The organism is Campylobacter upsaliensis, assembly GCF_900637395.1.
GTDB lineage: Bacteria > Campylobacterota > Campylobacteria > Campylobacterales > Campylobacteraceae > Campylobacter_D > Campylobacter_D upsaliensis.
The window spans coordinates 973,311-998,516 of record NZ_LR134372.1 but is presented as its reverse complement, the minus strand read 5'-3'; the positions used below and the strand labels follow the sequence as shown (position 1 = coordinate 998,516).

General features: G+C 33.1%; 21 protein-coding genes. 8 read left to right on the top strand and 13 right to left on the bottom strand.

Annotated features, from left to right (window positions below; translation table 11 throughout):
* The first annotated feature begins 4 nt into the window (after positions 1-4).
* A complete protein-coding gene (locus EL158_RS05075) occupies positions 5-1,468 on the top strand; it encodes an alanine/glycine:cation symporter family protein (protein ID WP_034955728.1) in 1,464 nt (487 codons plus the stop codon).
* Positions 1,469-1,484: 16 nt separating this feature from the next.
* Here EL158_RS05075 and abc-f read toward each other — a convergent pair whose 3' ends face one another.
* From abc-f to pheS, 12 genes are all read right to left on the bottom strand, one after another.
* Positions 1,485-3,404 (bottom strand): ribosomal protection-like ABC-F family protein, encoded by a 1,920-nt coding sequence (abc-f, locus tag EL158_RS05070; RefSeq protein ID WP_027303781.1) that lies wholly within the window; start codon positions 3,402-3,404, stop codon positions 1,485-1,487.
* A gap of 22 nt (positions 3,405-3,426) precedes the next feature.
* On the bottom strand, positions 3,427-5,010 hold the full coding sequence (serA, locus tag EL158_RS05065) for a phosphoglycerate dehydrogenase (protein ID WP_027303780.1): 1,584 nt from the start codon (positions 5,008-5,010) through the stop codon (positions 3,427-3,429).
* Positions 5,007-5,489, bottom strand: coding sequence for a hypothetical protein (locus tag EL158_RS05060; RefSeq protein WP_004275021.1), 483 nt, complete (start codon positions 5,487-5,489; stop codon positions 5,007-5,009). The genes serA and EL158_RS05060 overlap by 4 nt, the downstream gene beginning before the upstream one ends.
* A gap of 4 nt (positions 5,490-5,493) precedes the next feature.
* Positions 5,494-7,167: a 30S ribosomal protein S1 gene (locus EL158_RS05055; protein WP_027303779.1), complete on the bottom strand. Its 1,674-nt coding sequence runs from the start codon at positions 7,165-7,167 to the stop codon at positions 5,494-5,496.
* Between the two features lie 102 nt (positions 7,168-7,269).
* Positions 7,270-8,055, bottom strand: a complete 786-nt coding sequence (locus tag EL158_RS05050; protein ID WP_027303778.1) for a LicD family protein — start codon at positions 8,053-8,055, stop codon at positions 7,270-7,272.
* Positions 8,043-8,723 carry an NTP transferase domain-containing protein gene (locus EL158_RS05045; RefSeq protein ID WP_197718615.1) on the bottom strand — a complete coding sequence of 227 codons (681 nt, stop codon included), beginning with the start codon at positions 8,721-8,723 and terminating at the stop codon, positions 8,043-8,045. Before EL158_RS05045 ends, EL158_RS05050 begins: the two co-directional genes overlap by 13 nt.
* Entirely contained in the window at positions 8,720-9,580 is an 861-nt protein-coding gene (locus tag EL158_RS05040) for an EamA family transporter (protein WP_027303776.1), read from the bottom strand. The genes EL158_RS05045 and EL158_RS05040 overlap by 4 nt, the downstream gene beginning before the upstream one ends.
* Entirely contained in the window at positions 9,577-10,482 is a 906-nt protein-coding gene (locus tag EL158_RS05035) for a choline kinase family protein (RefSeq protein ID WP_081788086.1), read from the bottom strand. The genes EL158_RS05040 and EL158_RS05035 overlap by 4 nt, the downstream gene beginning before the upstream one ends.
* Complete coding sequence (locus EL158_RS05030) at positions 10,473-11,327, bottom strand: 4-hydroxy-3-methylbut-2-enyl diphosphate reductase (protein ID WP_034955725.1); 855 nt, start codon at positions 11,325-11,327, stop codon at positions 10,473-10,475. The genes EL158_RS05035 and EL158_RS05030 overlap by 10 nt, the downstream gene beginning before the upstream one ends.
* Entirely contained in the window at positions 11,317-12,594 is a 1,278-nt protein-coding gene (aroA, locus tag EL158_RS05025) for a 3-phosphoshikimate 1-carboxyvinyltransferase (RefSeq protein ID WP_027303774.1), read from the bottom strand. The genes EL158_RS05030 and aroA overlap by 11 nt, the downstream gene beginning before the upstream one ends.
* The gene (pheT, locus tag EL158_RS05020; protein ID WP_027303773.1) at positions 12,591-14,912 is read right to left on the bottom strand and encodes a phenylalanine--tRNA ligase subunit beta; all 2,322 of its coding nucleotides are present in this window, start codon (positions 14,910-14,912) and stop codon (positions 12,591-12,593) included. The genes aroA and pheT overlap by 4 nt, the downstream gene beginning before the upstream one ends.
* Complete coding sequence (gene pheS / locus EL158_RS05015; RefSeq protein WP_027303772.1) at positions 14,909-15,901, bottom strand: phenylalanine--tRNA ligase subunit alpha; 993 nt, start codon at positions 15,899-15,901, stop codon at positions 14,909-14,911. The genes pheT and pheS overlap by 4 nt, the downstream gene beginning before the upstream one ends.
* A gap of 116 nt (positions 15,902-16,017) precedes the next feature.
* On the opposite strand from pheS, the gene EL158_RS05010 reads away from it, so the two are divergent.
* From EL158_RS05010 to EL158_RS04985, 6 genes are all read left to right on the top strand, one after another.
* A complete protein-coding gene (locus EL158_RS05010) occupies positions 16,018-16,779 on the top strand; it encodes a thiazole synthase (RefSeq protein ID WP_027303771.1) in 762 nt (253 codons plus the stop codon).
* A gap of 13 nt (positions 16,780-16,792) precedes the next feature.
* Positions 16,793-18,304, top strand: a complete 1,512-nt coding sequence (locus EL158_RS05005; protein WP_027303770.1) for a hypothetical protein — start codon at positions 16,793-16,795, stop codon at positions 18,302-18,304.
* Positions 18,285-20,468, top strand: a complete 2,184-nt coding sequence (hypF, locus tag EL158_RS05000) for a carbamoyltransferase HypF (RefSeq protein ID WP_027303769.1) — start codon at positions 18,285-18,287, stop codon at positions 20,466-20,468. Before EL158_RS05005 ends, hypF begins: the two co-directional genes overlap by 20 nt.
* Before the next feature lie 44 nt (positions 20,469-20,512).
* A complete protein-coding gene (gene purH / locus EL158_RS04995) occupies positions 20,513-22,045 on the top strand; it encodes a bifunctional phosphoribosylaminoimidazolecarboxamide formyltransferase/IMP cyclohydrolase (protein WP_027303768.1) in 1,533 nt (510 codons plus the stop codon).
* Between the two features lie 84 nt (positions 22,046-22,129).
* A complete protein-coding gene (locus EL158_RS04990) occupies positions 22,130-23,722 on the top strand; it encodes a methyl-accepting chemotaxis protein (RefSeq protein WP_027303767.1) in 1,593 nt (530 codons plus the stop codon).
* Between the two features lie 10 nt (positions 23,723-23,732).
* Positions 23,733-24,167 (top strand): META domain-containing protein, encoded by a 435-nt coding sequence (locus EL158_RS04985; protein ID WP_027303766.1) that lies wholly within the window; start codon positions 23,733-23,735, stop codon positions 24,165-24,167.
* Positions 24,168-24,186: 19 nt separating this feature from the next.
* On the opposite strand, the gene tenA is transcribed toward EL158_RS04985, so the two are convergent.
* A complete protein-coding gene (tenA, locus tag EL158_RS04980) occupies positions 24,187-24,852 on the bottom strand; it encodes a thiaminase II (RefSeq protein ID WP_027303765.1) in 666 nt (221 codons plus the stop codon).
* 110 nt (positions 24,853-24,962) lie between these two features.
* Here tenA and acpP point away from each other — a divergent pair, with 110 nt between their 5' ends.
* Positions 24,963-25,196, top strand: a complete 234-nt coding sequence (gene acpP, locus EL158_RS04975) for an acyl carrier protein (protein WP_004275459.1) — start codon at positions 24,963-24,965, stop codon at positions 25,194-25,196.
* Positions 25,197-25,206: the final 10 nt, after the last annotated feature.

Genomic DNA, 25,206 nt, shown 5'->3' with positions numbered 1-25,206 from the left:
TTTAATGGATATTTTAAAGCCTTTGCTTGATTTTTTATCAAGCGCAACAACGCATATTATCCCTTATACTGACACAATGATGGTTGTCATTTTGATAGTATGTGGGATTTATTATAGCTTTTTGACAGGCTTCGTGCAGTTTAGAATGCTGGGCTCAGTTTTTAGCATTTTAACGGAAAAAAATGACGAACACACTAAAGAACACATCTCACCCTTTCAAGCTCTAATGATTTCAACGGCTTCAAGAGTAGGCATAGGAAATATCGCAGGTATAGCGACTGCACTAACCTTAGGTGGGGCTGGGGCTATATTTTGGATGTGGGCTATGGCGTTTTTTGGAGGAGCTTCAGCTTTTGCGGAAAGCACTTTGGCACAGGTTTATAAATCAAAAGATTCAAGAGGAGGCTATAAGGGTGGTCCTGCTTATTACATAAAAAAAGCATTAGGACTTAAATGGCTTGGAGCGTTTTTTGCCATTATTTTAATCATCACTTATGCTTACGGCTTTAATGGTCTTCAAAGTCAAACGATGACTTCTTCTTTTGAAATTTATTATAATATGTTTAATCCAAACGCCACTCAAACTTTTGCACAAAGCTCTTGGCCCGTTATTATAGGGACAGTTTTAGCTTTATTTGGTCTTTGGATGTTTTTTTCTCATCACACTAAAATAGGCAAGGTAAGTTCAGTCATCGTGCCTTTTATGGCTTTAGCTTATATAGGACTTTCTTTAATTGCTGTGTTTATGAACTTGGAGAAAATTCCTTCCGTTTTGAGCCTTATTTTTGAAAGTGCCTTTGATTTTAAGGCGATTTTTGGTGGTTTTGCAGGTTCAGCTTTGGTTATAGGGATTAAAAGAGGACTTTTTTCAAATGAAGCAGGTATGGGTTCAGCTCCAAATGCTGCCGCCTCTGCGCTTACAAATCACCCTGCCAAACAAGGGATAATTCAAGCTTTTGCTGTATTAATTGACCTTATTATCTGCACGGCTTCAGGCTTTTTGGTTCTTTTTTCTATGGCATATTTTAATGTAGGAGCAGATGGAAAGCCTTTGCTTACTGCTATGCCTTTAGTGCAAGAAGCGATGAGGGAGTATTATGGTAGTTTTGGAATTCATTTTGTAAGTATTGCCATTGTGCTTTTTGCGATTACTTCTTTGATAGGAAATTATTATTACGCACAAGCCAATGTTAAATACCTCACAGATTCTAAATTTGTAATGAATTTATTTAGAATCACTGCTGTGGCGATGATTTTCATTGGCGCACAAATGGACTTAAAGCTCGCTTGGAGTTTGGCGGATTTAACGATGGCTTTTATGGCTACAACTAATATTATATCCTTACTACTTTTAGGTGGTATTGTTTCAAAAGTGCTTAATGATTATACGATACAAAAAAGAGCAGGACTTGATCCTAGCTTTAGTGCTTCAAAACTTGGCATTAAAAATGCTGAATGTTGGGATTGATAGAAGAGAGGGGAGCTTAAGCTTCCCTTTCGCTTTTTTCCAAAACAAGAAAGTATTCATTTTCTAAAATTTCTAGTGTTTTTTGAACCTCTTCAAGCTGTTTGTAAAGATTATCAATTCCAAGCTTTTCATAAATTTGCGGATTAGAAAGAGCGTTTTGTAATTCTTTAATTTCATATTCTAATTGTTCTATTTTTTCGGGGTGTTTTTGTAGAATTTCATTTTCTTTATAGCTTAGTTTTTTGTTTGTTTTTTCTTTTGCGGCATAATTTTTCTCATTAAGTTTTAAAAATTCGTCAAATTCTTTTAATTCCTTCTCGTTTTCTAAATACTGCGTATAAGGTATATGAAGCACATTAATGCTTTCATTTTCAAAGGCGTAAATTTTTGTAGAAATTTTATCAACAAAATAGCGATCGTGACTGACTAGCAAAATAGCCCCTTCATAATTTTGCAAATATTCTTCCAAAATATTAATTGTTGCTATATCAAGGTCATTTGTAGGTTCATCAAGTATTAAAACATCATATTCTTTAGTAAAAAGTAAGGCTAAAGCGAGGCGATTTTTTTCACCTCCACTTAGCAAAGCGACACTTTTATCTAAGTATTCTTTAGGAAATAAAAAGCTTTTAAGGTAGCCAAAGATATGTATATTTTTTCCTCTTACCTCCACCCTATCGCCTCCATTTGGGCAAAAAATTTCCATCAAGCTTTTATTTTCATCGATTAAATTTCTAGCTTGATCAAAATAGCCTATTTGTAAATCTCCCCTTTTAAGCTCTCCCGCATCAGCCTTAATCTCACCTAAAAGAAGTTTTAAAAAACTTGATTTTCCACTACCATTGCGTCCTACTATTCCTATTCTTTCGCCCTGTAAAATTCTTGCACTAAAATTTGAAAAAAGCTTTTTTGCACCAAAACTCAAATTAAGATTTTTAAGCTCAAAAAGCATTTTTTTACGATTTGTGCTTTGAGTTTGATTGAAATTTAGATTTGCTCTTTCTATTTCAAGTCTTATTTTTCTTATTTCACTTGGATTTTTCTTAGCAAGTTCTCGCATTTTAAAAAGTCTTTCTTTGCGACCCTCATTGCGTTTTAAACGCGCCTTTACCCCTCTTCTTAGCCACTCTTCTTCGCTTTTAAGCTGTTTGAGTAGAGTTTCGTGGCTTTTAGAAAGTGAAGCTAAAAGTTCGGCTTTTTTCTCTAAATAATGCGTATAGCCACCTCTAAAAATGCGTATTTTTCCATTTTCTATCTCTAAGCATTTTTCAGCCACTTCGTCGATAAAGTATCGATCGTGCGAGATGAAAATGACGCACATTTTGGAATTTTTTAATAAATTTTCTAAAAAAGAACACATATAAACATCTAAATGATTTGTAGGCTCATCAAGAAGTAGGATGTCTGGATTTTGCAGTAAGAGTATGCAAAGTCCAACGCGTCGTATTTCTCCGCCACTTAGTGTTGAGAGGCTTCTATTTTGATAGCTGTCTAATTTAAATTCTTTAAGAAAACGCGATATTTTATGATCTATATTCCACGCGTCTTTACTTTCTATAAAATTAATAATATCATCTATTTCTCTCAGCAAGGTAGAATTTTGACTTTTTTCTAAAACGCTTTGCAGTTTTTCATATTTTTTTAAGGCTTCATAAATTTCGTCAAGTGCTTTTTCTATCGCTTCTTTTACGCTTAAATTGCTATCAAAATTCACATTTTGTGAAAGTAGGGCAATGCTTTTATGATTTTGCCTTATAATTCTACCGCTATCTAAATTGAGAACGCCTAAAAGTGTTTTGAGTAGGGTTGATTTTCCCTCGCCATTTTTACCTATAATAGCAATTTTCTCATTTTCATTAACGCTAAAGCTAACATTGTCTAAAATAGTCTTTTCGCCAAATTTTTTACTCGCTTCAATAATGTCAATGAGTGCCATTTGCGTCCTATACGCACATAAATTAAATTTCTACATATTGAACAAAGACGCAAACTTCGAGTTTATTAAGCTCATCTAAAACTTCTTTGGAAATCACTTCATCGACCAAAACAACAGCTAAAGCATAGCCAAAGCCATCGCGTCCCAGTCTAAAATCTGCTATATTAATGTTTTGTGCTGCGAGCGTGGAGCTTATTTTTGAAATAACTCCCGGAATATCTTTATTTTTAAAAATAAGCATTTTGCCCTTTGGCTTAAAATCTGTTTTAAAGCCATTTAAGCCCACTATTCTTTGCTCATTTTCGTTAAAAACCGTGCCAGAAACGGTAATGCTTGAATTGTCCGTTGCTATTTTGACGCTAAGCTTATTGTTATAACCGCTATTTGGTAGGGTTTCGCAAGAAAGCTCTATGCCTTTTTCTTTAGCAACAAATTCAGCATTAACATAATTAATATTCTCTCCCAAAATTCCACTTAATGTACCAACTGTTGCAAAAGTTAGCATAGAATTTGCATAATCACTTATATTGCCCTCAGCTTCGATTTTTATGGATTTAACGGGACTTTTGTCAATTTGCACGGCTAAAAATGCCATTTTGGATATAAGCTCGATGTAAGGCTCAACAAAAGGTGGCAAATCTTCCGTTTTAATAGGCAAATTTAAAGCATTTGGATAAGCCACACCTCTAGCGGCATTTAAGGCTTGTTCACACGCCTCTATGGCTATATTTTCTTGACTTTCTAAGGTATTTGCACCAAGATGAGAGGTAACGGAGACATTTTCAAAGTCCAAAAGAGGGTGATTTATGGCTGGCTCTTTGTCAAATACATCAATTCCAAGCCAAGCGATTTTACCACTTTTAAGCCCTTCGCATAACGCATCTTCTGTATATAAACCCCCTCTTGCACAATTGATTAATCTAACCTTATCTTTCATTTTTGCGATTTCTTTGCTGCCTATCATACCATTTGTTTTTTTTGTTTTTGGAGTATGAATTGTAATGAAATCACTTTGGGTAAGAATTTCATCTAAATGTTTTGCTTGCTTCATACCTAAATCTGTGATTTTGGAAGCACCAATGTAAGGGTCATAAGCTAAAATTTTCATACCAAAAGCCTTAGCGCGAATAGCAACTCTTGAGCCTATATTACCAAAGCCTATAATGCCCAAAGTTTTGCCCTTAAGTTCTATGCCATACCATTTTTCTCTCTCCCATTTTCTTTCGATTTTAAGGAAATTATGTGCATTTACAAAGGATCTTGCTGAGGTGATAAGATGTGCCATAGTCAGCTCTACGGCTGCTATGGTGTTGGCTGTTGGGACATTCATAACTATAACGCCTTGTTTGGAGCAGTTTGGAATATCGACATTATCAACCCCAACACCAGCTCGAACGAGAGCTTTAAGCTTTTTGGCGTGTTTAAGAAAAGCATCATCAACATCTGTTGAGCTTCTTGTAATAGCAACTTCAACATCTTCTAGCATAGCCAAAAGCTTATCTTTAGGAACTTTAGCTGCTTCAATTAGCTCTATGTCTTCTGCTTCTCTTAAAAGTTGCACACCTTTATCTAAGATAGCATCGCATACTATAATTTTTTTTTTCATAACCAAATCTCCTTTGCTTGAGTGTTAATTTTATATTTTTTAAGTTCATTTATGATTTCTTCTATAAGTTTTTGATTGTCTGTATCTAAGAAAATTTCGGGGCTTTCTATGGATTTTAGTAAAAAGTATTTAACCTTAAAAGAATCAAGTGTTTGTCTTAAGCAAAACATAGAGTAAATGTCGTATTTATTGATAATGAGCTGATAATATTTATTTTTTTCTTTAAGCTCACTTGTATCCGCATCAAAATATAAGCGAAATTGTTCCGCTGCTGGAGTAAAGTCCTTTACAGGCCACATTGCAAGTTCTTGTTGCCAAGTTTTAGTTTTGTCTAAAACGGCTTTTGTGGTGTTATTTTCTTTTATGAATTGCGGAAAAAAATCAGAATCTGATTTAAAATTCCACAATAAAACAAAAATAACAATAAGCAAAATAAGCGTTAAAACGCTTAAAATGCCTATGAGGGCGTATTTTTTCATATTTTTACGATAGCTGTTCTTTGATGATATCGCCTAAAGTCATTTTATCATCGCCATTGATTTCATTTAAAACTTCTCTTTCTTTAAGTCTTAATAAATTTTTGACACTTAGACGAATTCTATTTTTCTTTTCATCAATAAAGGCAATAGCTGCTTCTATTTCATCGTCAATTTTTAAAGTTTCTAGCATAGCCGAACTAATATCTTCTTTGTGAATCAACGCATCTACATTTTCGCTAAGCTCCACAAATATTCCAAAGTCTTTTATGTCTCGAATTATACCTTTGACTACATCACCGACTTTGTGAATTTTGGCATATTCTTGAATGGGGCTATTTTTTAATTCTTTCGTGCTGAGTGAAATTTTTTGATTATCTTCGTCAATTTTGATAATTTTTACTTTAATTTCATCGCCGATTTTAAAAAGTTCTTTGCATTTATCGTTTCTATCCCAAGAGGCATCCTCATTGTGTAAAAGCCCTTCAACATTGTCAATTTTTACAAAAGCACCAAAAGCGGTAATGGAGGTAACAATTCCTTGAGTCATATCACCAACTTTATGCGTTTTACTAAATTCATCAAAAGGTTTTGAAAGTAAATTTCTAAGAGAAACCCTCAATCTTCTTTCATCTGAATTAATTTCTATGACTTCAACATCAATTTCTTCACCTTTGCTAATATAATCTTTTGGATTTTTTATATTTTTATTCCAAGAAATTTCACTAATATGCAAAAAGCCCTCAATGTCATTACCCAAATCGACAAAAGCCCCATAAGGCTCGATATTTGAAACGACAACCTTAATCGTATCTCCAACCTCCAAACTATCTTTTATCTCGCTCCAAGGATCTGGCAAGGCTGCTTTTATCGATAAGGAGAGGTGTTTTTTGTCCTTATCATATTTAATGATCTTAACCGGCACTTTATCGCCCTCTTTGTAGAGAGAGCTAGGATTTACAGGACCCTTATATGAAATTTCACTATAATGCACAAGCCCGTCTATACCACCTACATCAACAAACATACCATAAGTGGTGATTTTTTTCACAAGTCCTTCAATGAGTTCATTTTTGTCTAAAATTTCGCTAATGATTTCTTTGCGTTTTTTTCTTTCATCTTCTAAAACCCTTTTTCTAGAAGCCACAATGCTTTGCTCTTCTTTATCAACTTTGATTATTTTGACTTTAAAATTTTTACCAATAGGATTATTTGAGTCTTTAAAGCCGTATTGGGATTTAGGGATGAAAAATTCCACGCCATCATTATCAACAGCGACAAGTCCGCCTTTGTTTTTGCTTATTATTTTGACATCAAAAATGTTTTCATTTTCTTCATTATAGTTTTTAATGAATTCAACAACTTTCTCTTTTCTCAAAGCTTTTTTGTGAGAAACAACAATTCTACCACCACGAGAACCCATAGTAGCGACCTTAATGCTATCGCCTACATTAAAAATTAAATTTCCTTTGTCATCTTGAATTTCTTCAAGAGCCAACAAGCCTTCCGATTTTTTGCCTATATCTACATAGACTTCATCGTTTTTAATGGCGACTATTTTACCTTCGAAAATCGCCTCTTCTTTGGATTTATCATAAGCATCCAAAAGCTTTCCAAAATCTTCTTCTTCCTCAAAAAGATCTTCTATATTATTTTGAACTTTTTTGTTCGCCTCGTTCATCGTGGTCCTTTTTTTTTGATTTAAATAAATGCTAAATTTTATCTAAAAATTTGTTAATAAGGGTTAATTTTGCGTATTTTTTCGCAAATTTTAAACACCTTTTCAATTTGCTTTATAATATTTGAAACTATGGGGAGCAACTCTTTCGTTTATAGGAGGTAATTTCATATAATCACCATAATATTTTTTCAAATGCTCATCATAATTATTCATACAAGGATACTTTCTATCTTCAAAAGGGAGATAAACGACATTGCTAAAATACTGCTTAGGCATAATAAAATGCTCTGATTTTGCATATTCACTCATAAAAATAGCGATATTTTCGCAGTTTGCATCGGTGTATGTTAAACGCCATTTTTCTAATAAACTTAAGGTCTTCTTTTCTAATAGTTTGGCACAAGAGAGAAAAATGCCCCTCATCAAGCCATATTTATGAGAGAGTTTAACAAAAGATCTAGTAAGCTTTTTGAAAAATTTTATTTTTTGAATATTTTTGTAGATAAATTTGGGATTATCAGGCACAAAATCATAAATGAAAATATCTAAAAAGAGATTTCCAAATTGATGAGTGTAATCTTCAAATATAAAATTAGAATCGTAAATTTTGTCAAAACAGCAAAAACATCTATAATTTTTATCGTATAAACCCGCTAGAGTAATGTTTTGCGTATCTTTCCAGTGTTTTACAAATTTTTCATATTCGCTGTGATACATATAAATATCAATATCATCGTCCCAAGGGATAAAGCCCTTGTGTCTTACCGCTCCTATTAATGTGCCACCACCTAAAGAATAGCTAATTTGATGCTTTTTGCAAAATGTATCAAAATAATCAAGCAAATGAAGCAAGGCTTTTTTATACTCGTCTAAAGTTATTTCTTGCATTGTTTTAAAATCTCCTTATATTCTTTTAAATTATCCATTTCGTAGCAATTTTTAACCTCTTTTGCTTGTATTTTTAGGCTAGAAAGCATATCTAAAATGATATTATCCCAATACAATTTTTTGTTTAGCAAGTAGATGGGTTTTAGAAATTTCTTTAAATTTTCTCTTATTTTTAAGCAATCGCTCATACAAAAATAAGAAACTCCAAGCAAGGCTAAACCATTTGATAAAGAAGTATCGATGCTTATGATGAAATTTTTTTCTAATTTTACATACCATTCACCCTTAGCATTTCTTAATATGCAATAATAGGTGCTAAAATTTTGCTTTTGTAAAAAAATATTTTCATTTAAAACCACATCACAATCAATCACAAAGCTATCGTTAAAAAATTCGTTGATTTTGTAAAAAGAATAAATGCTATTATATTTTTCATAATTTTCATTAAAAATTAACTTCACATCGTATTTTTCTTTCAAATATTCAAACTGCTCTTTTAAGTGTCCTACAACTATGTAAATTTCATTAATCCTAGCTTCCCTAAGATAAAGGATGGTTCGCTCTATGTTAGCCATACCTTGTATTTTTAACAAAGCTTTGTGGGTTTTTTTTGAAAGTTCTTTAAACCTACTCCCAAGACCAGCCGCCAAAATAATCGCATTCATCATTTGTTCCTTTTTGAAAATAAAACTAAATTAATGCCAATAAAAATAAAAAAAGTTAAAATCATTTGCTTAAATTCAATTTCTTGTTCGAATAAAACAAGCCATATCACATAAGAAACATTTAGCATCATAGCCTTGATGATTCCTATTTTTGCAATGGTAAAATAGTATAAAAAATACGACATAGCCCAGAAAAAAATGAGAAAAAATAATACAAATAAAAAATTGAAAGAAATAAAATCTTGTAAAATAAAATTTGGTTTTTGAATTAAGATTAATGCAATATAACCAAAGCTAGAGCCGCTTTGCCTTGCGTAATAAACACTTGCTGTTGGTATTTTTTTTAAAACAAGTGAGCTTAAAATTAGCTCTGTTCCCCAAGATAAAGCACAAATAAAAGCTAGGCTTAATCCTAAAAGATGAGAATGAAATTTTTCAAAAAAAAGTAAAAATAAAGCACCAAAAGCTAAAAATATACCCAAAAAACCCAATAAATTTAACCTTTCTTTTAAGAATATAAGCGCTAAAAAGGTAGCAAATATAGGATATAAACTTGTAATGGAAGCACTAAGACTCAATCCTATCAACACAATAGAATTAAGATAACAATACATCGCCACAGGTCCTGCGATAAAGCCCGCGATGAAAGCTAAGATAAGCTTTATGTCAAAAACGAAATATTTTTTCAAAAATAAAAGTGAAAAAGTTAAAAAGAGCCAAGGGGTAAATTCTATACAAAAAAGTAGTATAAAGATGAGATGAGAAGCATTATTAAATTCGTTAATTTTAACATAAAAAATTCCACTAAGTGTCCAAAAAAGACCTGATAAAATGCCCGTAATTAAGCCTAAATTATTCATAATTTTAAGCTTTTTAATTGTTTATATGCTCTATTTATTCTCATAAAGCCATAATTTCCATAAAACTCACCATTTTCTTCTTTTAAAGCTGTCCAAAGAGTCCATAAAACATCACAACAAAAGGCATAATAACTAAGATGCAATGTTTCTTTTGCACTAATTTGACGCTTAAAATAGCTTTGTAAAAATATCTCTTTTAAATCAGCACTTAACCTGCTTTCTATCATAAAATTAGCAAGTTCCCATAAAGCATCACTTTTACCAGAATACTCCCAATCAATCAAATAAATTCTATCTTTAATCAAAATGTTTTCAGGAACAAGGTCGTTATGACAGGGGCAAAGCTTGATATTTTCTTGTTGAAAATATAAATCAATCTTATCAAAAGCTTTTAAAATATAGTCCATATTTTCGTGATATTTATAAAAAATATCTTTTTGTTTTAGCAAAGAAAAATATCTTTTATAAATATCAAAAATATTAAAAATGTTTTTAAATTCTAATTTGCTTTGATGTAGTTCTTTAAGCTTTAAGGCGATTTGTTGTAAGATATTTTTATCTTGTATATTTTTGTGATTGAGCGTATGAGAATTATTTAAAAATTTGGTAATTTTAATCCCACTTTTTTCATCAAAATAAACACTTTCCACACTAAATTTAGCTTTACTTGCTAAATGGTCGTTAAGTTTTTCATCATTTCTTTGTATAAGCTTGTTTGTCGTATCATTTGTAAGCCTTATACAATAGCTATTTATACCCCCCCCCCCCCCCATTTTAGCAATTTTGACTAGATAATTTTGATTTGTCATACCGCCGATTTTTTCTATGCTAAATATCTCTTTTTTTGAGATTTTAAAAATTTGAGTGAAGATATTTTCTATTTTTTGTGTATTTACGGACATTTTATGCCTTTAGATTCGTTAGCAATTTCTTCTAATTTTTCAAGCACTTTTTTGATAATCCAATCAGGTGTGCTAGCTCCAGCACTTACTCCACAATGCTTTTTGTCCTTAAACCACTCCGCTTTTAATTCTTCTTGAGTTTCGATTAAATAGCTATTTTCGCAATGTTGTTTAGCGATGAGAAAAAGTTGCTTGGTGTTGGCTGAGTTTTTGCCTCCTACAACTACCATCACATCACTTTTTTGAGAGAGTTCTAAAATGGCTTCTTGATTTTTAAAAGTTGCATCACAAATGGTGTTAAATACCCTAACTTCTTTGCATTTAAGCATTAAATAATTGACGATTTTCATAAAATTTTCCACTTTTTTTGTGGTTTGAGAAACGACAGCGATTTTATTAGGTAGTTTGATGTTGTATAATTCTTTTTCATCTAAAATCACATAAGCTTTCGTGCTAACATAGCTTTTTACACCCTTAACTTCAGGATGATTTTCATCACCAAAAATAACGACCTCATAGCCCTCATCGCTCATTTTTTCGCAAAGTTGTTGAGGTTTTGTTACAAAGGGGCAGGTGGCATCATAAATTTCTATATTTTTTCTCTTAAGTAGGGCTAAATCTTGTTTAGTAATGCCGTGAGTTCTTATAATAGCCTTTTTTTCATCACTTAGGTCATTGATACTTTGAAGAGTTTTGACATTAAAATCATTTTGTAAGCGTGAAATTTCTTCATTATTGTGAATAAGAGGACCTATACTAGCGGCGTTTTTAATTTGTTCAGCTTTTTTAATGGCTCTTTTTACACCAAAACAAAAGCCATAATTTTTTGCCAATTCAATAATCAATTTGCACCCCCAAATTTTCGAGTATGGTTGTAAAATTAGGAAAAGAAGTGGCAATGCAAGAATAATCATCTATCTCCATAGAGCAAACTAAACCCAAAATCGCAAAACTCATAGCAATACGGTGATCGCCAAAGCTTTCTATGTAAGCAGATTTTGGTGTGCCACCTGTGATTTTAAAACCATCTTCTAGCTCTTCTGCTTTGATGCCGCATTTTTGTAAATTTGTAACCATAGCTTTGATTCTATCGCTTTCTTTAACGCGAAGTTCTTTGGCATTTTTTAATAAACTTGTGCCATTTGCAAGAGCAAAAGCTATGGCAAGAGCTGGAGCTTCATCGATAAGCCAAGAGATGTTTTCGCTCACTTCCACTGCCTGTAATTTGCTACTTGAGGCGTAAATTGTCCCTATTTTTTCAAAATTTTCTTCGTCAAAATGGTAAGAAATGTTTGCTCCCATTTTTTCCAAAATCTTATAAGCCTCGATTCTTGTAGGGTTTAAAAGCACATTTTTGATACAAATTTGCGAATTAGGCAAGATAAGTGCGGCAAGAATAAAATAAAATACCGAAGAAGGATCGTTTGGTATGGTGATATTAAGTGGCTTTAAAGGCTTTTGAAGAGGAGAAATTTCAAGGCTTGTCCCTTGAATTTTTAGTGGTGCTTCCATAAAAGTCAGCATATTTTCGCTGTGATTGCGACTTAAAAAGCTTTCTTTAAAAAAACTTACCTTATCAGCTCTAAAGCCCGCTAAAATCATCGCTGTTTTAACTTGAGCTGAGGAAATTTCGCTAGTATAATTAAAACTTTTGAGCTTCTGTCCTTCAATGCAAAGCGGAGCAAAATTTGCCTCCTCTCTTCCCATAATTTTAGCTCCTATTTTTTTTAAAGGCTCACAAATGCGTTTCATAGGTCTTTTGTTTAGATACTTATCTCCACTTAAAACGAAAAATCCCTCAATCCCAGCTAAAAAACCTATCATTAAACGCATAGCTGTGCCAGAATTTCCACACTCTAAAATGCAAGGAGGTTCATTGATTTTAGCACTAGGACTAATGCAAACTTCACTGCCATTTCTTTCGACTTTAGCGCCTAAATTTTCAATGATTTTGAGTGTATTTAGCGTATCTTCTGCTAAAAGATAATTTTTCGCTCTACTAGTTTTATCGCTTAAAAGTGCAAAAATGGCAAATCTGTGGCTAATGCTCTTATCTGTGGCGATGTCCTCTAACTCCGCTTTAAAGCCTTTGTTAAGAGCTTTTATTTTCATCTTAGTTTCAGTCCTAGTTCTTGGAGTGCTTTTAAAATGGTATCTAAACACGCATTGACTTCTTTATCCTCTAAGGTTTTTTCAAAAGATTTGAAGTTAAAACTTAAGGTTAAGCTGTATAAATCTTTCAAATTTTCATCACTATAAAGATCGATTAGTCTAAAATTCTCTAAAAGGTCAAGTTTGAGCTTTTGAATTGCTTCTTTGATGTTTTCATAAGGGAAATTTTTAGGCACAAGTATGCTTAAATCTCTGCTAACCTTTGGAAATTTGGAGTAGGCTTTGGCGACCTTCACTTCGTTTTTTAAGAGTGTTAAATCAAGCTCACAAACATAGCTTTTAGATAAATCTTTTTGTGTTTCTAGATTTAAATGCACTCGACCCAAGAAGCCTATTTTTTGATTATTTTTATAAATGTAGGCTTGCTCATACGGACTTAAAAAGTGAAAATTTGAAGCCTTTAGCTCAAATTCTCCCAAAATATTTCTCATATCTAAAAGAAAATCGTAAAAATTGACTAAGGCAGGTTTTGCTTTATTAGAAATTTTTGCTTCTTCTTTGAAGCCGCTATGGATAAAGGCTATGTGATGCAATTCTTCATTTTTAGCGTTAAAAACAGCTCCGCTTTGAAAGAGTTTAATGATTTTTTGCGAATTTTTTGCATTGAGACTTGCGGCGTTTAAAAGCTGATTTAAAAGCGTGGAGCGTAAGGTATTTAATTCTTCTGTGATAGGATTGATTAGTTTTAAGCCTAATTTGTCAAAGCCAAAAATTTCAAGCTCTTTTTCATTATCTAAGACATAATGTAGGCTTTCAAAATAGCCATTATTAACAGCATTTTGACGCAAATTGAGAAGTTCTTTGTAGTCTTTATAAGTTTGATTAAGATGATTTTTTTCTACAAATTCTAAGCCTTTTGAGATGATATTATCAATCCCTACAATACGCACAATCTCTTCGCAAATATCAAAAATATTTTTAATATCATTGCGATGCAATGGCACTTTAATATTAATTAAGCTGTCATTTGAAAGCAAAAGCTCAAAGCCTAGTTTCTTAAGAATTTTTAAAATTTCATCTTTATCTATATTTTGTCCTATGGTGTTATTGATGGTTTCTATACTTATGGTTATGATTTGTTCTTTTTTGTAGTCTAAAACTTGCTGTGAAGAGCTGTAAATCATAACATCTTGGATTGTTGCTATTTGTTGTAATAAAAAGTCCATTCCAATATTTAGTTTAGGCTCACTTCCTCTAAAACTTCTATAAAAAGTTTTTTCATCGACTTTTTGATATTTTCCTTTGCTTTGTGCGATAATGCTAGGGTCTGTGTAATGTGCTTCTAGGATGACTATTTTTGTTTTTTCATCGCATTTTAAATTTGCATTTTGATAAATTCCGCTAATGCTTAAAAACTCTTCTTGACAGCTGATTTTACTTTCGCCTTGTTCTTCTTTGCTAAGGGTGAAATTTAACTCATCATTGTTTTTCTTAAGCTTATCAAAATCATAAGCATTAAATAAAACTCCCGTTGAGTGAGTGGCGTAATTGAGTAAATTTTCTATGGAATTTTGGCTTAAAAGTTCGGCTTGTGCGAGCCTTAGATTGATTAAGAGTTTATTATGTAATTCCTCCTTAAGCTCGAAAGCTCTATACATAAGGAGGCTATTAAGATCTCTAGTTACACCAAGTCTTAAAATGCGTCCTATGCCGAGTGCATTTTCGCTTTCTTTAAATTCTTTTTTTTCATTTAGGTCAAGTTCTAAAGCTACGGCTAAATCTCTAGCCACACCATAAACACTAAGGCAATCGCCTCTATTTGGCGTTAGTTCGATTTCTATGAATTCATCGTTAAAAATATCATAGCTATTTAATTCTCTACCTAGCTCAAGCTCACCTATGCTCTCATCTAAAACCAAAATTCCATCATTTGTTTTGCCAAAGCCAAGCTCAACGCTAGAGCAAAGCATACCATTAGATTCTACGCCTCTTAATTTTGCCTTTTTAATTTCTAAGCCATTTGGCATTTTAGCACCATTTAAAGCTACGGCGACAAATTGATTTTGTGCGACATTAGCCGCCCCACAGACGATTTGTAAAATTTCTGTGCCAATATCGACCTTACAAACGCTTAATTTTTCGGCATTTTCGTGCTTGAATTTTTCTATGACTTGACCCACGACTACATTATTTGGAGCTTTTAGACTATAAGCTTTATCGACTTCTAAACCTATGGAATTTAGGGTTTTGACTAAAAGCTCTAAGTTTTTATCGTCAATATTAACCCACTCGCTCAACCAAGTTCTTGTAATTATCATCGAAATTGCTCCAATAATCTTAAGTCGCCCTCATATAAAGAGCGTAAATCTGGGATTTGGTGTAAAAGCATAGCAAAACGCTCTACTCCAAGTCCAAAAGCATAACCGCTAACATTTTTATAATCAACAAAATGATAGACATTAGGATCGACCACCCCACAGCCCATCACTTCAAGCCAAGTTGTGTTTTTGCATACTCTACATCCACAGCCCTTACAAAAAACACAGCTAATATCTACTTCAGCAGAAGGTTCAGTGAAGGGAAAAAAACTAGGACGAAAACGCACTTTAACCTCACCAAACATATAACGCAAAAAATCCTCCAAAACGCTTTTTAAATTCGCAAAACTCACTTTTTGACCATTTTCTACCACTAAGCCTTCGATTTGGTGAAACATAGGCGTATGTGTAAGGTCAAAATCTCTTCTAAAAACAGCCCCAGGTGCTATCATTCTAATAGGTGGTTTTTGCGAAAGCATAGTGCGAATTTGCACAGGAGATGTATGTGTGCGTAAAAGTCTTTCGTCATTAAAATAAAAAGTATCTTGCATATCTCTTGCGGGGTGAGATTTGGGTAAATTTAGTGCTTCAAAATTGTGAAAATCATCTTCAATCAATGGTCCTTTTTCAACGCTAAAATTCAGTGCCACAAAATATTCTATAATCTTATCCATAGTGCTTAAAACGGGATGTAATGCCCCTTTTTGGGTATTTTCATCAAAATAGCTAAAATGAAGGGCATCTTTTTGCATTTTTTCATTGACTTCAAGATTTTGCAGAATTTTTAATTTTTCATCAAAAGCTTTATTAAAATCTTCCTTTAAATTGTTAATTTTAGCCGCAAATTCTTTTTTTGCTTCTCCTTCTAAATCTTTAAGTTTGGCAAATTCTGCCGTTAGGACACCTTTTTTTCCAAGCACGGAAATTCTAAGATTTTCCAGTTCATTTAGCGTTTTAGCCTTTTGTATTTCATCGATGAATTTTTGCAATTTTTTTCCTTAACCACAATTTAAAGCCTTAATTTTACAAAAGTAAATTTAAAACTTTCTTTTAAGCCTATGAATTAAGTCAAAATTTGCTATGATTTACAAAAACGGAGTTAAAAATGCAAGATTTTTTAAAAATCGGTCGTTTTGAATTTCAAAGTCGTTTTATTTTGGGTTCGGGAAAATATTCTTTAGAGCTGATTAATAGTGCGATTAAGGAGGCTAGGGCGGAGATGATTACCCTTGCTTTGCGTAGGGTTAATGCAAATGGCATAGAAAATATTTTAGATTTTATCCCTAAAAATATCACTCTTTTGCCTAATACTTCAGGCGCTAGAAACGCAGAGGAAGCTTTACGCATAGCAAGACTTGCTAGGGAGCTTTGCGGGGCGGAGTTGATTAAAATCGAGGTGATTAGAGATAGTAAATATTTGCTTCCTGATAATTATGAGAGCATTAAGGCGGTTGAGCTTTTAGCAAAGGACGGCTTTACGCCTTTACCTTATATGAGTGCGGATTTGTATGTAGCTAGGGCGATGTGTGATGCAGGAGCTGCGGCTATTATGCCTTTAGCCGCACCCATAGGGAGTAATAAGGGCTTATGTGCTAGGGAATTTATCCAAATTTTGCTTAATGAAATAAACCTACCTATCATCATTGATGCAGGGCTTGGCACTCCTGCTCAAGCGTGTGAGGCAATGCAAATGGGCGTTGCGGCTGTGATGTTAAATACGGCTTTAGCAGAGGCGAAAAATATACCTCTTATGGCAAGAGCTTTTGCTTTGGCTGTGGAGGCTGGTAGAGCTGGATATTTGGCTGGTTTGGCTAAGGAAAGTGAGGCTAGGGCTAGTTCACCGCTGACTGGATTTTTGAGAGATTGATAAAGGATAAAATTTGATTTTAGAATTTAATTTTACTTATTTAGCAAATAATGAAATTTTTGAGTATCTTTTGTGTTTTTATGCGAAAAATTATCATTTTGAATTTAAAAAAGAAAGGGAAAATTATACGCTTAAAATAAGTGGCGAAGAAGAGGAATTAAAGGAATTTTGCAACACTTTATCTAAGATGAGTTATAGTGTGTTTTTAAAGGATTTTGAGATCAAAGCAGCAAGTGATTTAAACTTTTTAAAAAGTGAGGAAAGGGAATATGAAAAATATCCGCTTTTAACGCACTTAAATGCTAAGGCTTATCAAGAAAATTCCATTTTGATAGAAAATGAATGGGGTATTTTCTGCGAAAGTGAGCTAAAAATAAATGATATTTTTGTCAAAATCACTAAGGAAAATTTCAATACCTTTTTGGAAGAAAGTTTAAAAAAATTAAAAAATAATGAGGCGATTTATCTTAAAAATCATAGAGGAATTTATGAGATTAGCCCTTTTTGTGGAGAATTTAATGGGGATTTTTTAATGCCCTTAAAGGCAGATTTTTTACGCTCCATTTTTGTGTGTAATGACCAAATTTTAAAGCTTTTGGCAAGTGTGGAAAAGCCTCTTTTAAGTCTTAAAATTAGTGCTATTTTTAGACAAAAACACGCTTTAAATTTTAATGAATTTAAGGTCAAATTAGCCGATGATCTTTTTTTATATGCTTTGGGGCTTAAATTTGAGGATAGCCACTTTTTAAGTTTTAAAAAGTTGCAAAGCTTTAATGAAGAATTTGAGCTTTTAAATTTCGAAGATAGGCTTGTGGTTTTGCGAGGTTTTGATTTTATAGCTAAGAGGGCTAAAGAGCTTATTTTTTCTAAAGAAGATAAAAATATGGCAAGGCTTTCTTATCTTGCGAGTTTAAGAGGTGAAAGAGCTTTGATTTTAGAGCTTAGTGAAGATTATGAGGATATTTTGCTTTTGAATAGGGAGCTTAATTTGCTTCAATTAAAATTGCCAAAACACACTAAAGAACTTTATGAAGAAATAAGAAAAGATGAAACGGGTGCTAGACTTTTGACAAATTTTCAAAAGGAATTTGCCTTGCTTGATGAAGCCTTAGAAACACAAAATAATTTTTTCTCACTTTTTGGAATTTTAGGGCGTATTTTGGGTTTAAATTCTAACTTAAAAGAAGCGGCTTTCGCACTTTTAGCTTTGGCTGATAATGCTAAAATTCCGCGTGGGGTTAAGATAGATTATCGTTTAAAGGAAAATAAGGAATTTGATTATACAAGAACACTAAGAAGTGCGATGAGTTTTATGTTAGCAGGGGTTGAGAAAAATAATATTGCTTACGGAGCTGTGGAGAGTTTGGGCTATTTTTTACGCGATACTTACGATGATTTAAGAGATAAAAAGCAAGTGGATGAAGCTCTTATTAGCGGTTCGCTTTTTTCTCATAAATCCTTACTTAAAATCACTCTAAAACACCTTAAAAACTCAAATTTAAGCGATGTGCCACTTTACATATAAAATAGAGCTTTTAGGACTCGTTCAAGGTGTAGGTATGCGTCCTTTTATCTACACTCTTGCTCTTAAACTTGGGCTTAAGGGCGAGGTTTTTAATGATGGCTTTGGTGTGCAAATTAAACTCAATGCCAGTGAAAATACCCTTGAGAGTTTTTTGAAGCTTTTAAGGCAGGATTTACCGCCACTTGCTAGGATAGATACACTTAAAATTAGTCAGCAAGATACTGAAAATTTTAGTGAATTTCGCATTATAAATTCTAAGCAAAGCCCTAAAAAATCCCCGCTTTTAAGCGATTTTAGTCTTTGCTTGGAGTGTAAAAAAGAATTTTATGATGTTACAAATCCGCGTTATCTTTATCCTTTTATCACTTGCACGCATTGTGGTCCTAGATTTTCTATAATTAACAATTTACCTTATGATAGAAAAAACACTTCAATGTGTCATTTTGAGATGTGTGCGTCTTGTCAAAATGAATACGAAAACCCGTCCAATAGACGCTTTCACGCCCAGCCTATAAGCTGTCCTAAATGTGCGATTAATGTTTTTTTAAAGGATAAAAATGGCAATTTTTTAGCCTATCAAAATGAGGCTTTTAAGCTTTGTGCCAAGCTATTAAAAGAGGGAAAAATTATAGTAATTAAGGGCTTAGGAGGCTTTCACCTTATGTGTGATGCCTTAAACGAAAACGCCTTAAAAGCTCTAAGAATGCGGAAGAATCGTCCCTTAAAGCCCTTTGCCTTAATGTGTAAAAATTTAGAAGAAGCTCAAAATTTGGCTTATATCGATGAAAATGAGGCAAATTTGCTTGAAAGTAGAGTTGCTCCCATAGTGCTTTTAAAGGCTAAAAAAAACTTTCCTTTAATCGCACCAAATGTTGATAAAATAGGCATTTTCTTAGCTTACACTCCCCTACATCTTTTATTGTTTGAATATTTTGATGGAATTTTAGTGGCTACAAGCGCGAATTTAAGCGGAGAAAGTATTATTTATGAGGAGAAAAATTTATTACAAAAACTTGGTGATGTTTTTGATTGTTATTTAGATTATGAAAGAGAGATTATAAATTCAAGCGATGATAGCATAGCGCAAGTAATTAATGGTAAAACAATGTATCTTCGCGCTTCAAGGGCTTTAAATCCAAAATATTTAAATCTCAATTTTAGCAAGAGAAAAAAGCCCTTACTTGCACTTGGAGCCGAGCTTAAAAATGAATTTGTGATTTTTTATGAAAATAAGCTTTTGATAAGCCCTTACATAGGCGATTTAAAAAGTCTTGATGTAAGAGAGCGTTTTGAGAAGCTTTTGAGCTTTTTTAAGGAGCTTTATGGCTTGGAATTTGAGGAGCTTTTGTGTGATAAACATCCGCATTTTGATTATGTTAAGGATTTTAAAGGTTTAATAAAACACCCAATTTCACATCATTACGCCCATTTTTGTGCGGCTTATTTTGAAGCGAAATTTGAGGGCGAAGTTTTGGGCTTTATTTTTGATGGCACGGGTTATGGTGATGATGGGAAAATTTGGGGGGGAGAAATTTTAAGAGGTGATTTGGAAAAATATGAAAGAATAGGGCATTTTGAAAGCTTTAAGCTTATCAATAGCGATGTGAAAAATATCCGTAATTTAGCCTTAAGTGTGCTTTTGCATTATGATTTAAAAAAAGAAGCGACTGAATTTTTAAGTAAAATACCAAGCATTAAGCTTAGAAATTTGGAAAAAATTTATGAAAATTCCACGCTTTATACAAGTTCTTTAGGGCGTATTATTGATGCGTTTGGGAGCATTGTTTTTGACCTTACACACTCTTCTTACGAGGCACAAATTGGGCTAATGTGCGAGAAAATGTATGATGATAAATTAAATTTTTCCTACAAACTTCGATTTAAAAACGGACAAATTGATTTTAGGGAAGTGTTTTTGGGTGCTTTAAAAGATGAAGCAAGTAGAGCGGTAACGGGTTTTTTTAATGGCTTGGCGAATTTTATGCTTGAGTTTAGCGAGGGCGAAAGAGTGCTTTTGAGTGGGGGTGTTTTTCAAAATAAAACTTTGCTTAAAATTTTGCACAAAAAAGGACTTGATTTTTTTGTCCCTTTGGAATTTCCTTGTAATGACAGCTCCATAGCACTTGGACAAATGGTGCATTTTTTAAAATGTGCTAAGGATTAAATAAATTATTGTTTAATTTCACTTAGATTTATCGAGGAGAGAAAATGAGAGCATTATTAAGCGTTAGTGATAAAGAGGGCATAGTCGAATTTGCTAAAGAGCTTGAGAATTTGGGCTTTGAATTACTTTCTACGGGCGGAACTTATAGACTTTTAAAAGAAAATAATTTAAGTGTGGTGGAAGTGAGTGAATTTACAAATAGCCCCGAGCTTTTTGAGGGTAGGGTAAAAACCTTGCATCCTAAAATTCACGGCGGAATTTTACATAAAAGAAGAGACGAAAATCACATAAAACAAGCTAAAGATAATGGAATTTTAGGCATTGATTTAGTTTGTGTGAATTTGTATCCTTTCAAAAAAACGACCATTATGAGTGATGATTTTGATGAGATTATTGAAAATATCGACATAGGCGGACCTGCGATGATAAGAAGTGCAGCGAAAAATTATAAAGATGTTTTAGTCGTTTGCGATGTGGCGGCTTATCAAAGTGTGATTGAGGCTTTAAAAAATGGAAAAAATGATGAGAATTTTCGCTTAAACTTGATGATAAAAGCTTATGAGCATACAGCAAATTACGATTCTTACATAGCAAATTATATGAACGAGCGTTTTAATGGGGGCTTTGGAGAGCATAAATTTATCGTGGGGCAAAAGGTTTTTGATACAAAATATGGGGAAAATCCACATCAAAAAGGTGCCTTATATGAATTTGATGCCTTTTTTAGCACTCATTTTAAGGCTTTAAAAGGCGAGGCAAGTTTTAATAATTTAACAGATATCAATGCTGCTGTTAGTCTTGCTGCAAGTTTTGGAAAAGCTCCTGCTGTGGCGATTATTAAGCACGGGAATCCTTGTGGCTTTGCCTTAAAAGATAGTTTGCTTGAAAGTTATGTTGAAGCTTTAAAATGTGATAGTGTAAGTGCTTATGGGGGCGTTGTAGCGATAAATGGAAAGCTTGATAAGACTTTAGCGGAAAAAATTAATGAAATTTATGTTGAGCTTATCATCGCGGCTAATGTCGATGAGGAGGCTTTGGCTGTCTTTGAGACGAAGAAGAGGATTAAGATTTTTACGCAGGAAAGCCCCTATTTGCTAAGAAATTATGATAAATTTGACTTTAAGCATATTGATGGAGGTTTTGTATATCAAAATAGCGATGAAATCCGTGAAGACGAGCTTTTAAAGGCTAAATGCGTAAGTGAAAAGTGTGCGAGTAAGGACGAGTTAAAAGATTTAGAAATCGCACTTAGGGTCGCTGCCTTAACAAAATCTAACAATGTCGCCTATGTGAAAAACGGCGCACTTGTTGCCATAGGTATGGGTATGACAAGTCGTATTGATGCGGCTAAGGCTGCGATTCGTAAGGCTTGTGAGATGGGGCTTGATTTAAGAGGGTGTGTTTTAGCGAGTGAGGCGTTTTTTCCATTTAGAGATAGCATTGATGAGGCGGCAAAAGTGGGCGTGAAAGCCATAGTGCAGCCTGGAGGTAGCATAAGAGACGATGAAGTCATTAAAGCAGCTGATGAATATGGCATAGCCTTGTATTTAACGAAAATAAGGCATTTTTTACATTAATAAATTTTGAGTAAATCATTTATAATTTAACTCATTTTAAATAAATAATAAAGTAAAATAATAAACTTAGTCTTAGGAGTTTATATGTTTAAAAGCATAGGTTTTAAGGTTTCTGCGACGATTTTTTCAATTTTGCTTATTAGCTTTGTGGTTGTATGGTTTGTCTTAAATTTAGATTTTAAAAATACTGCGGACAAAATGGGGCGAGAGAATTTGGACACCATAAGCACTTCGGTTTTTCAAACTATGCGTATGGCTATGAATTTGGGCGATCCTGAAAAAATTAAAGAAGCTATCGAAGATGCGAGGAGCATTAAGGGCATTAGCGACATTTACATTTATCCTTCAAAAGACACCATTGAGCTTTTTGAAATGAAAAATCCACAAATTACAAAAGATAGTCTTATCTTAGAGCAGTTTGATAAGCCCGAAATTAAAACCTTAGAGCAAATGTATAATGAAACCCCATCTTTAAGACTCATACGCCCTTTGATTGCCGATGATTCTTGTGTGGCTTGCCACGCAAATGCTAAAAATGGTAGCGTTTTGGGGGTTATGGATGTGTATCATTCCTTGCAAAGTGTGCAAGATGATATAGCAAGGACAAGCAGGTCATATATTTTAATTTTTAGCTTCGCTTTGCTTTTTACGCTTGTTGTTGTTCTTTTGGTGTTAAAAAGGGTTGTGGGGAATCCCGTTTTAGAGCTTTTAAAACACGCCAAAGAATTAGCTCAAGGCACTGGCGATTTGCGTGCAAGAATTAGAGTTAAAGGTCAAGATGAAATTTCACAAGCTTGTAACTATATCAATCAATTCATAGAAAAAACGCAAAATGCCGTAATCTCCACAGGAGTAAGCGTCAAAAAGGTCGAAGATCAAACAGGTGTTTTAAGCTCAAATGCGACTAGTTTAAATGAAATCACTATGAAAAGCCACCATAAAACTAATGAAAGTTTTGACTTAAGCAATAGCATAGGGTCAGAATTGACCGAACTTGCATCACTTTCTAGCGAGGCAAATGTGGCGAATGATAAGTCTTATACCTTGCTTGAAGAAATGCTAAATTCTCTCTTCAATGTAGCACAAAAAGTTAATAGCGTAGCGACAAATGAAGGTGAGCTTGCTAAAAAAGTTGAAAATATGGTTAAGCAAGCACACAACATACAAAAAGCAACAACTATGATGGATGAAATCGCCGATAAGACAAATTTGCTTTCTTTAAATGCTGGGATCGAAGCGGCTAGAGCTGGAACCTTTGGGCGTGGATTTTCCGTCATCGCGGAGGATATTAGAAATTTAGCACAAAGCAGCGAGGAATTTTTAGGAAGCGTTGCGCAAATCACCAAGGAGCTTTTAGAAAGCATACAAGATGTAAGTAATGAGCTTAGAGAAAATGCTCACAGCGTTCAATCTTTAAATGAAAATGCAAATTTGCTTGTAAATTCCGCAAATGAAGTTAAAATTTGTAATCAAGAAGCTAAAAATTTAGTTATTCAATGCACACAAAAAATTAAAATTTCTCAAGAAAATATTCAAAAACTTCTTTTTTCTATGCAAGAAACCGTGGAAGTAAGTGAAAAAAATGAGGAGATTGCCAAAATTCTTTTGCAAATTTCTAATGAGTTAAAAATAGTGTGTAATAATTTAGAAGTTCAAGTCAATCAATTTCAAGTTTAAAGGAGAGTATATGAAAAAATTTTGTGTTGCCTTGGCGAGTTTAGCGTTTTTTATAGGCTGTGCAAGTCATAATGCGACAAATCAAGCAGAAGGAGAAGCTATGAAAACTCTTTCTTTGGAAGGTCAAAATTTAAAAATAGAAAAAATTGTAATCGGTGGAAAAAGCTTCAATCCTGAAAATATGGAAGAAAATCCTAATATAAGTTTTGATAAAGATAAATTTTATGGCTTTGCAGGATGCAATCGCTTTTTTGGAAATTATAAAAAGAAAGATATGAATATGCAAATTGATGGTGCTGCCTCAACGCAAATGCTTTGCCATCCTCAAAGTGTAATGGAATTTGAAAGTGCTTTTTTAATGAATTTTAAGGGAGATTTTAAAATTGTTAATGAGGGGAGTAAGATTATTTTAGAGGGCGATTTGGCAAAAATTTATCTTAAATAAGTGCCTTTTTAAAGGCACTTTAAAGCTCTAATTTTAAATTAAGAGCGTGTTGCCAAAAATTCACTTCCAAACGAACGACAGAGTGAAAAATTTCACTTAGTTTTGCAAATTTTTCTTGAGAAACGCTTTCTTCGTATGTGTTTAAAAATTCTTCAAATTCTTTAATTTCACTTTGAAAAGCCTCTCCGCTATAAGTTAAAATCCACTCTTTATAGGGGTGATTTTCTAATTTTTTAACTCCTAAGTTTTCATAAATCTCTTTACCTATATAACCATAGCCTATCGCACAAGCACTAAGAGCGACCAAAAGATCTAAGTAGTCTCCACTTTGTCCCACGCTTAACATATAACGCGTATAGGCGATATTTGCCAAACTTTCATCTTTAACGCTTAATTTATCAGCATCGATACCAAGCTTTAAAATGCTTTTATGCAATTCAAGCTCTCCTTCAACAATATAATTTTGAAATTTCATAGCAAAACGAAGTTCTTTGGCATTATTTGCATTAAGAGCAAGTAGGGCATAGCATTTGGCATAATGAATAAGATAAATATAATCCTGCTTAAGATAAAATAAAAAATTTTCACTTTTTAAAGTGCCATTTTCTAATTGTTTTACGAAATCGTGGTGTAAATATGAATCCCAAATTTGAGAATTTTCCTTTAAGAGTTTTTGAAAAAGCATTTTTTATCCTTTAAAATTTGATATTTGTGTAAGTGTATTAAAAAACTATAAATAAATTTAAGTTTTTTATAGTAAAATGTCGCTTTATTTTTTAACTTAAGGAGAAACAAATGGCAACATTTGATGATGTAAAAGCAGTGGTAATGGAGCAGTTAAGCATAGAAGCAGATGCTGTGAAAATGGAATCTAAAATTGTTGAGGACTTGGGTGCTGATTCTTTAGATGTTGTTGAGCTTGTGATGGCTTTGGAAGAAAAATTTGGTGTGCAAATTTCGGATAGTGATGCGGAGAAATTGATTAAAATTGAGGATGTTGTTAATTATCTTGAAAATCTTAAAAAATAAAAGATACGCA

Bases quoted from the DNA above. Each gene is read 5' to 3' on its own strand.
- EL158_RS05075 (WP_034955728.1), top strand. From the start codon at position 5: ATGGATATTTTAAAGCCTTTGCTTGATTTTTTATCAAGCGCAACAACG.
- abc-f (WP_027303781.1), bottom strand. From the start codon at position 3,404: ATGGCACTCATTGACATTATTGAAGCGAGTAAAAAATTTGGCGAAAAG.
- serA (WP_027303780.1), bottom strand. From the start codon at position 5,010: ATGAAAAAAAAAATTATAGTATGCGATGCTATCTTAGATAAAGGTGTG.
- EL158_RS05060 (WP_004275021.1), bottom strand. From the start codon at position 5,489: ATGAAAAAATACGCCCTCATAGGCATTTTAAGCGTTTTAACGCTTATT.
- EL158_RS05055 (WP_027303779.1), bottom strand. From the start codon at position 7,167: ATGAACGAGGCGAACAAAAAAGTTCAAAATAATATAGAAGATCTTTTT.
- EL158_RS05050 (WP_027303778.1), bottom strand. From the start codon at position 8,055: ATGCAAGAAATAACTTTAGACGAGTATAAAAAAGCCTTGCTTCATTTG.
- EL158_RS05045 (WP_197718615.1), bottom strand. From the start codon at position 8,723: ATGATGAATGCGATTATTTTGGCGGCTGGTCTTGGGAGTAGGTTTAAA.
- EL158_RS05040 (WP_027303776.1), bottom strand. From the start codon at position 9,580: ATGAATAATTTAGGCTTAATTACGGGCATTTTATCAGGTCTTTTTTGG.
- EL158_RS05035 (WP_081788086.1), bottom strand. From the start codon at position 10,482: ATGTCCGTAAATACACAAAAAATAGAAAATATCTTCACTCAAATTTTT.
- aroA (WP_027303774.1), bottom strand. From the start codon at position 12,594: ATGAAAATAAAAGCTCTTAACAAAGGCTTTAAAGCGGAGTTAGAGGAC.
- pheT (WP_027303773.1), bottom strand. From the start codon at position 14,912: ATGATAATTACAAGAACTTGGTTGAGCGAGTGGGTTAATATTGACGAT.
- EL158_RS05010 (WP_027303771.1), top strand. From the start codon at position 16,018: ATGCAAGATTTTTTAAAAATCGGTCGTTTTGAATTTCAAAGTCGTTTT.
- hypF (WP_027303769.1), top strand. From the start codon at position 18,285: ATGTGCCACTTTACATATAAAATAGAGCTTTTAGGACTCGTTCAAGGT.
- purH (WP_027303768.1), top strand. From the start codon at position 20,513: ATGAGAGCATTATTAAGCGTTAGTGATAAAGAGGGCATAGTCGAATTT.
- EL158_RS04990 (WP_027303767.1), top strand. From the start codon at position 22,130: ATGTTTAAAAGCATAGGTTTTAAGGTTTCTGCGACGATTTTTTCAATT.
- EL158_RS04985 (WP_027303766.1), top strand. From the start codon at position 23,733: ATGAAAAAATTTTGTGTTGCCTTGGCGAGTTTAGCGTTTTTTATAGGC.
- tenA (WP_027303765.1), bottom strand. From the start codon at position 24,852: ATGCTTTTTCAAAAACTCTTAAAGGAAAATTCTCAAATTTGGGATTCA.
- acpP (WP_004275459.1), top strand. From the start codon at position 24,963: ATGGCAACATTTGATGATGTAAAAGCAGTGGTAATGGAGCAGTTAAGC.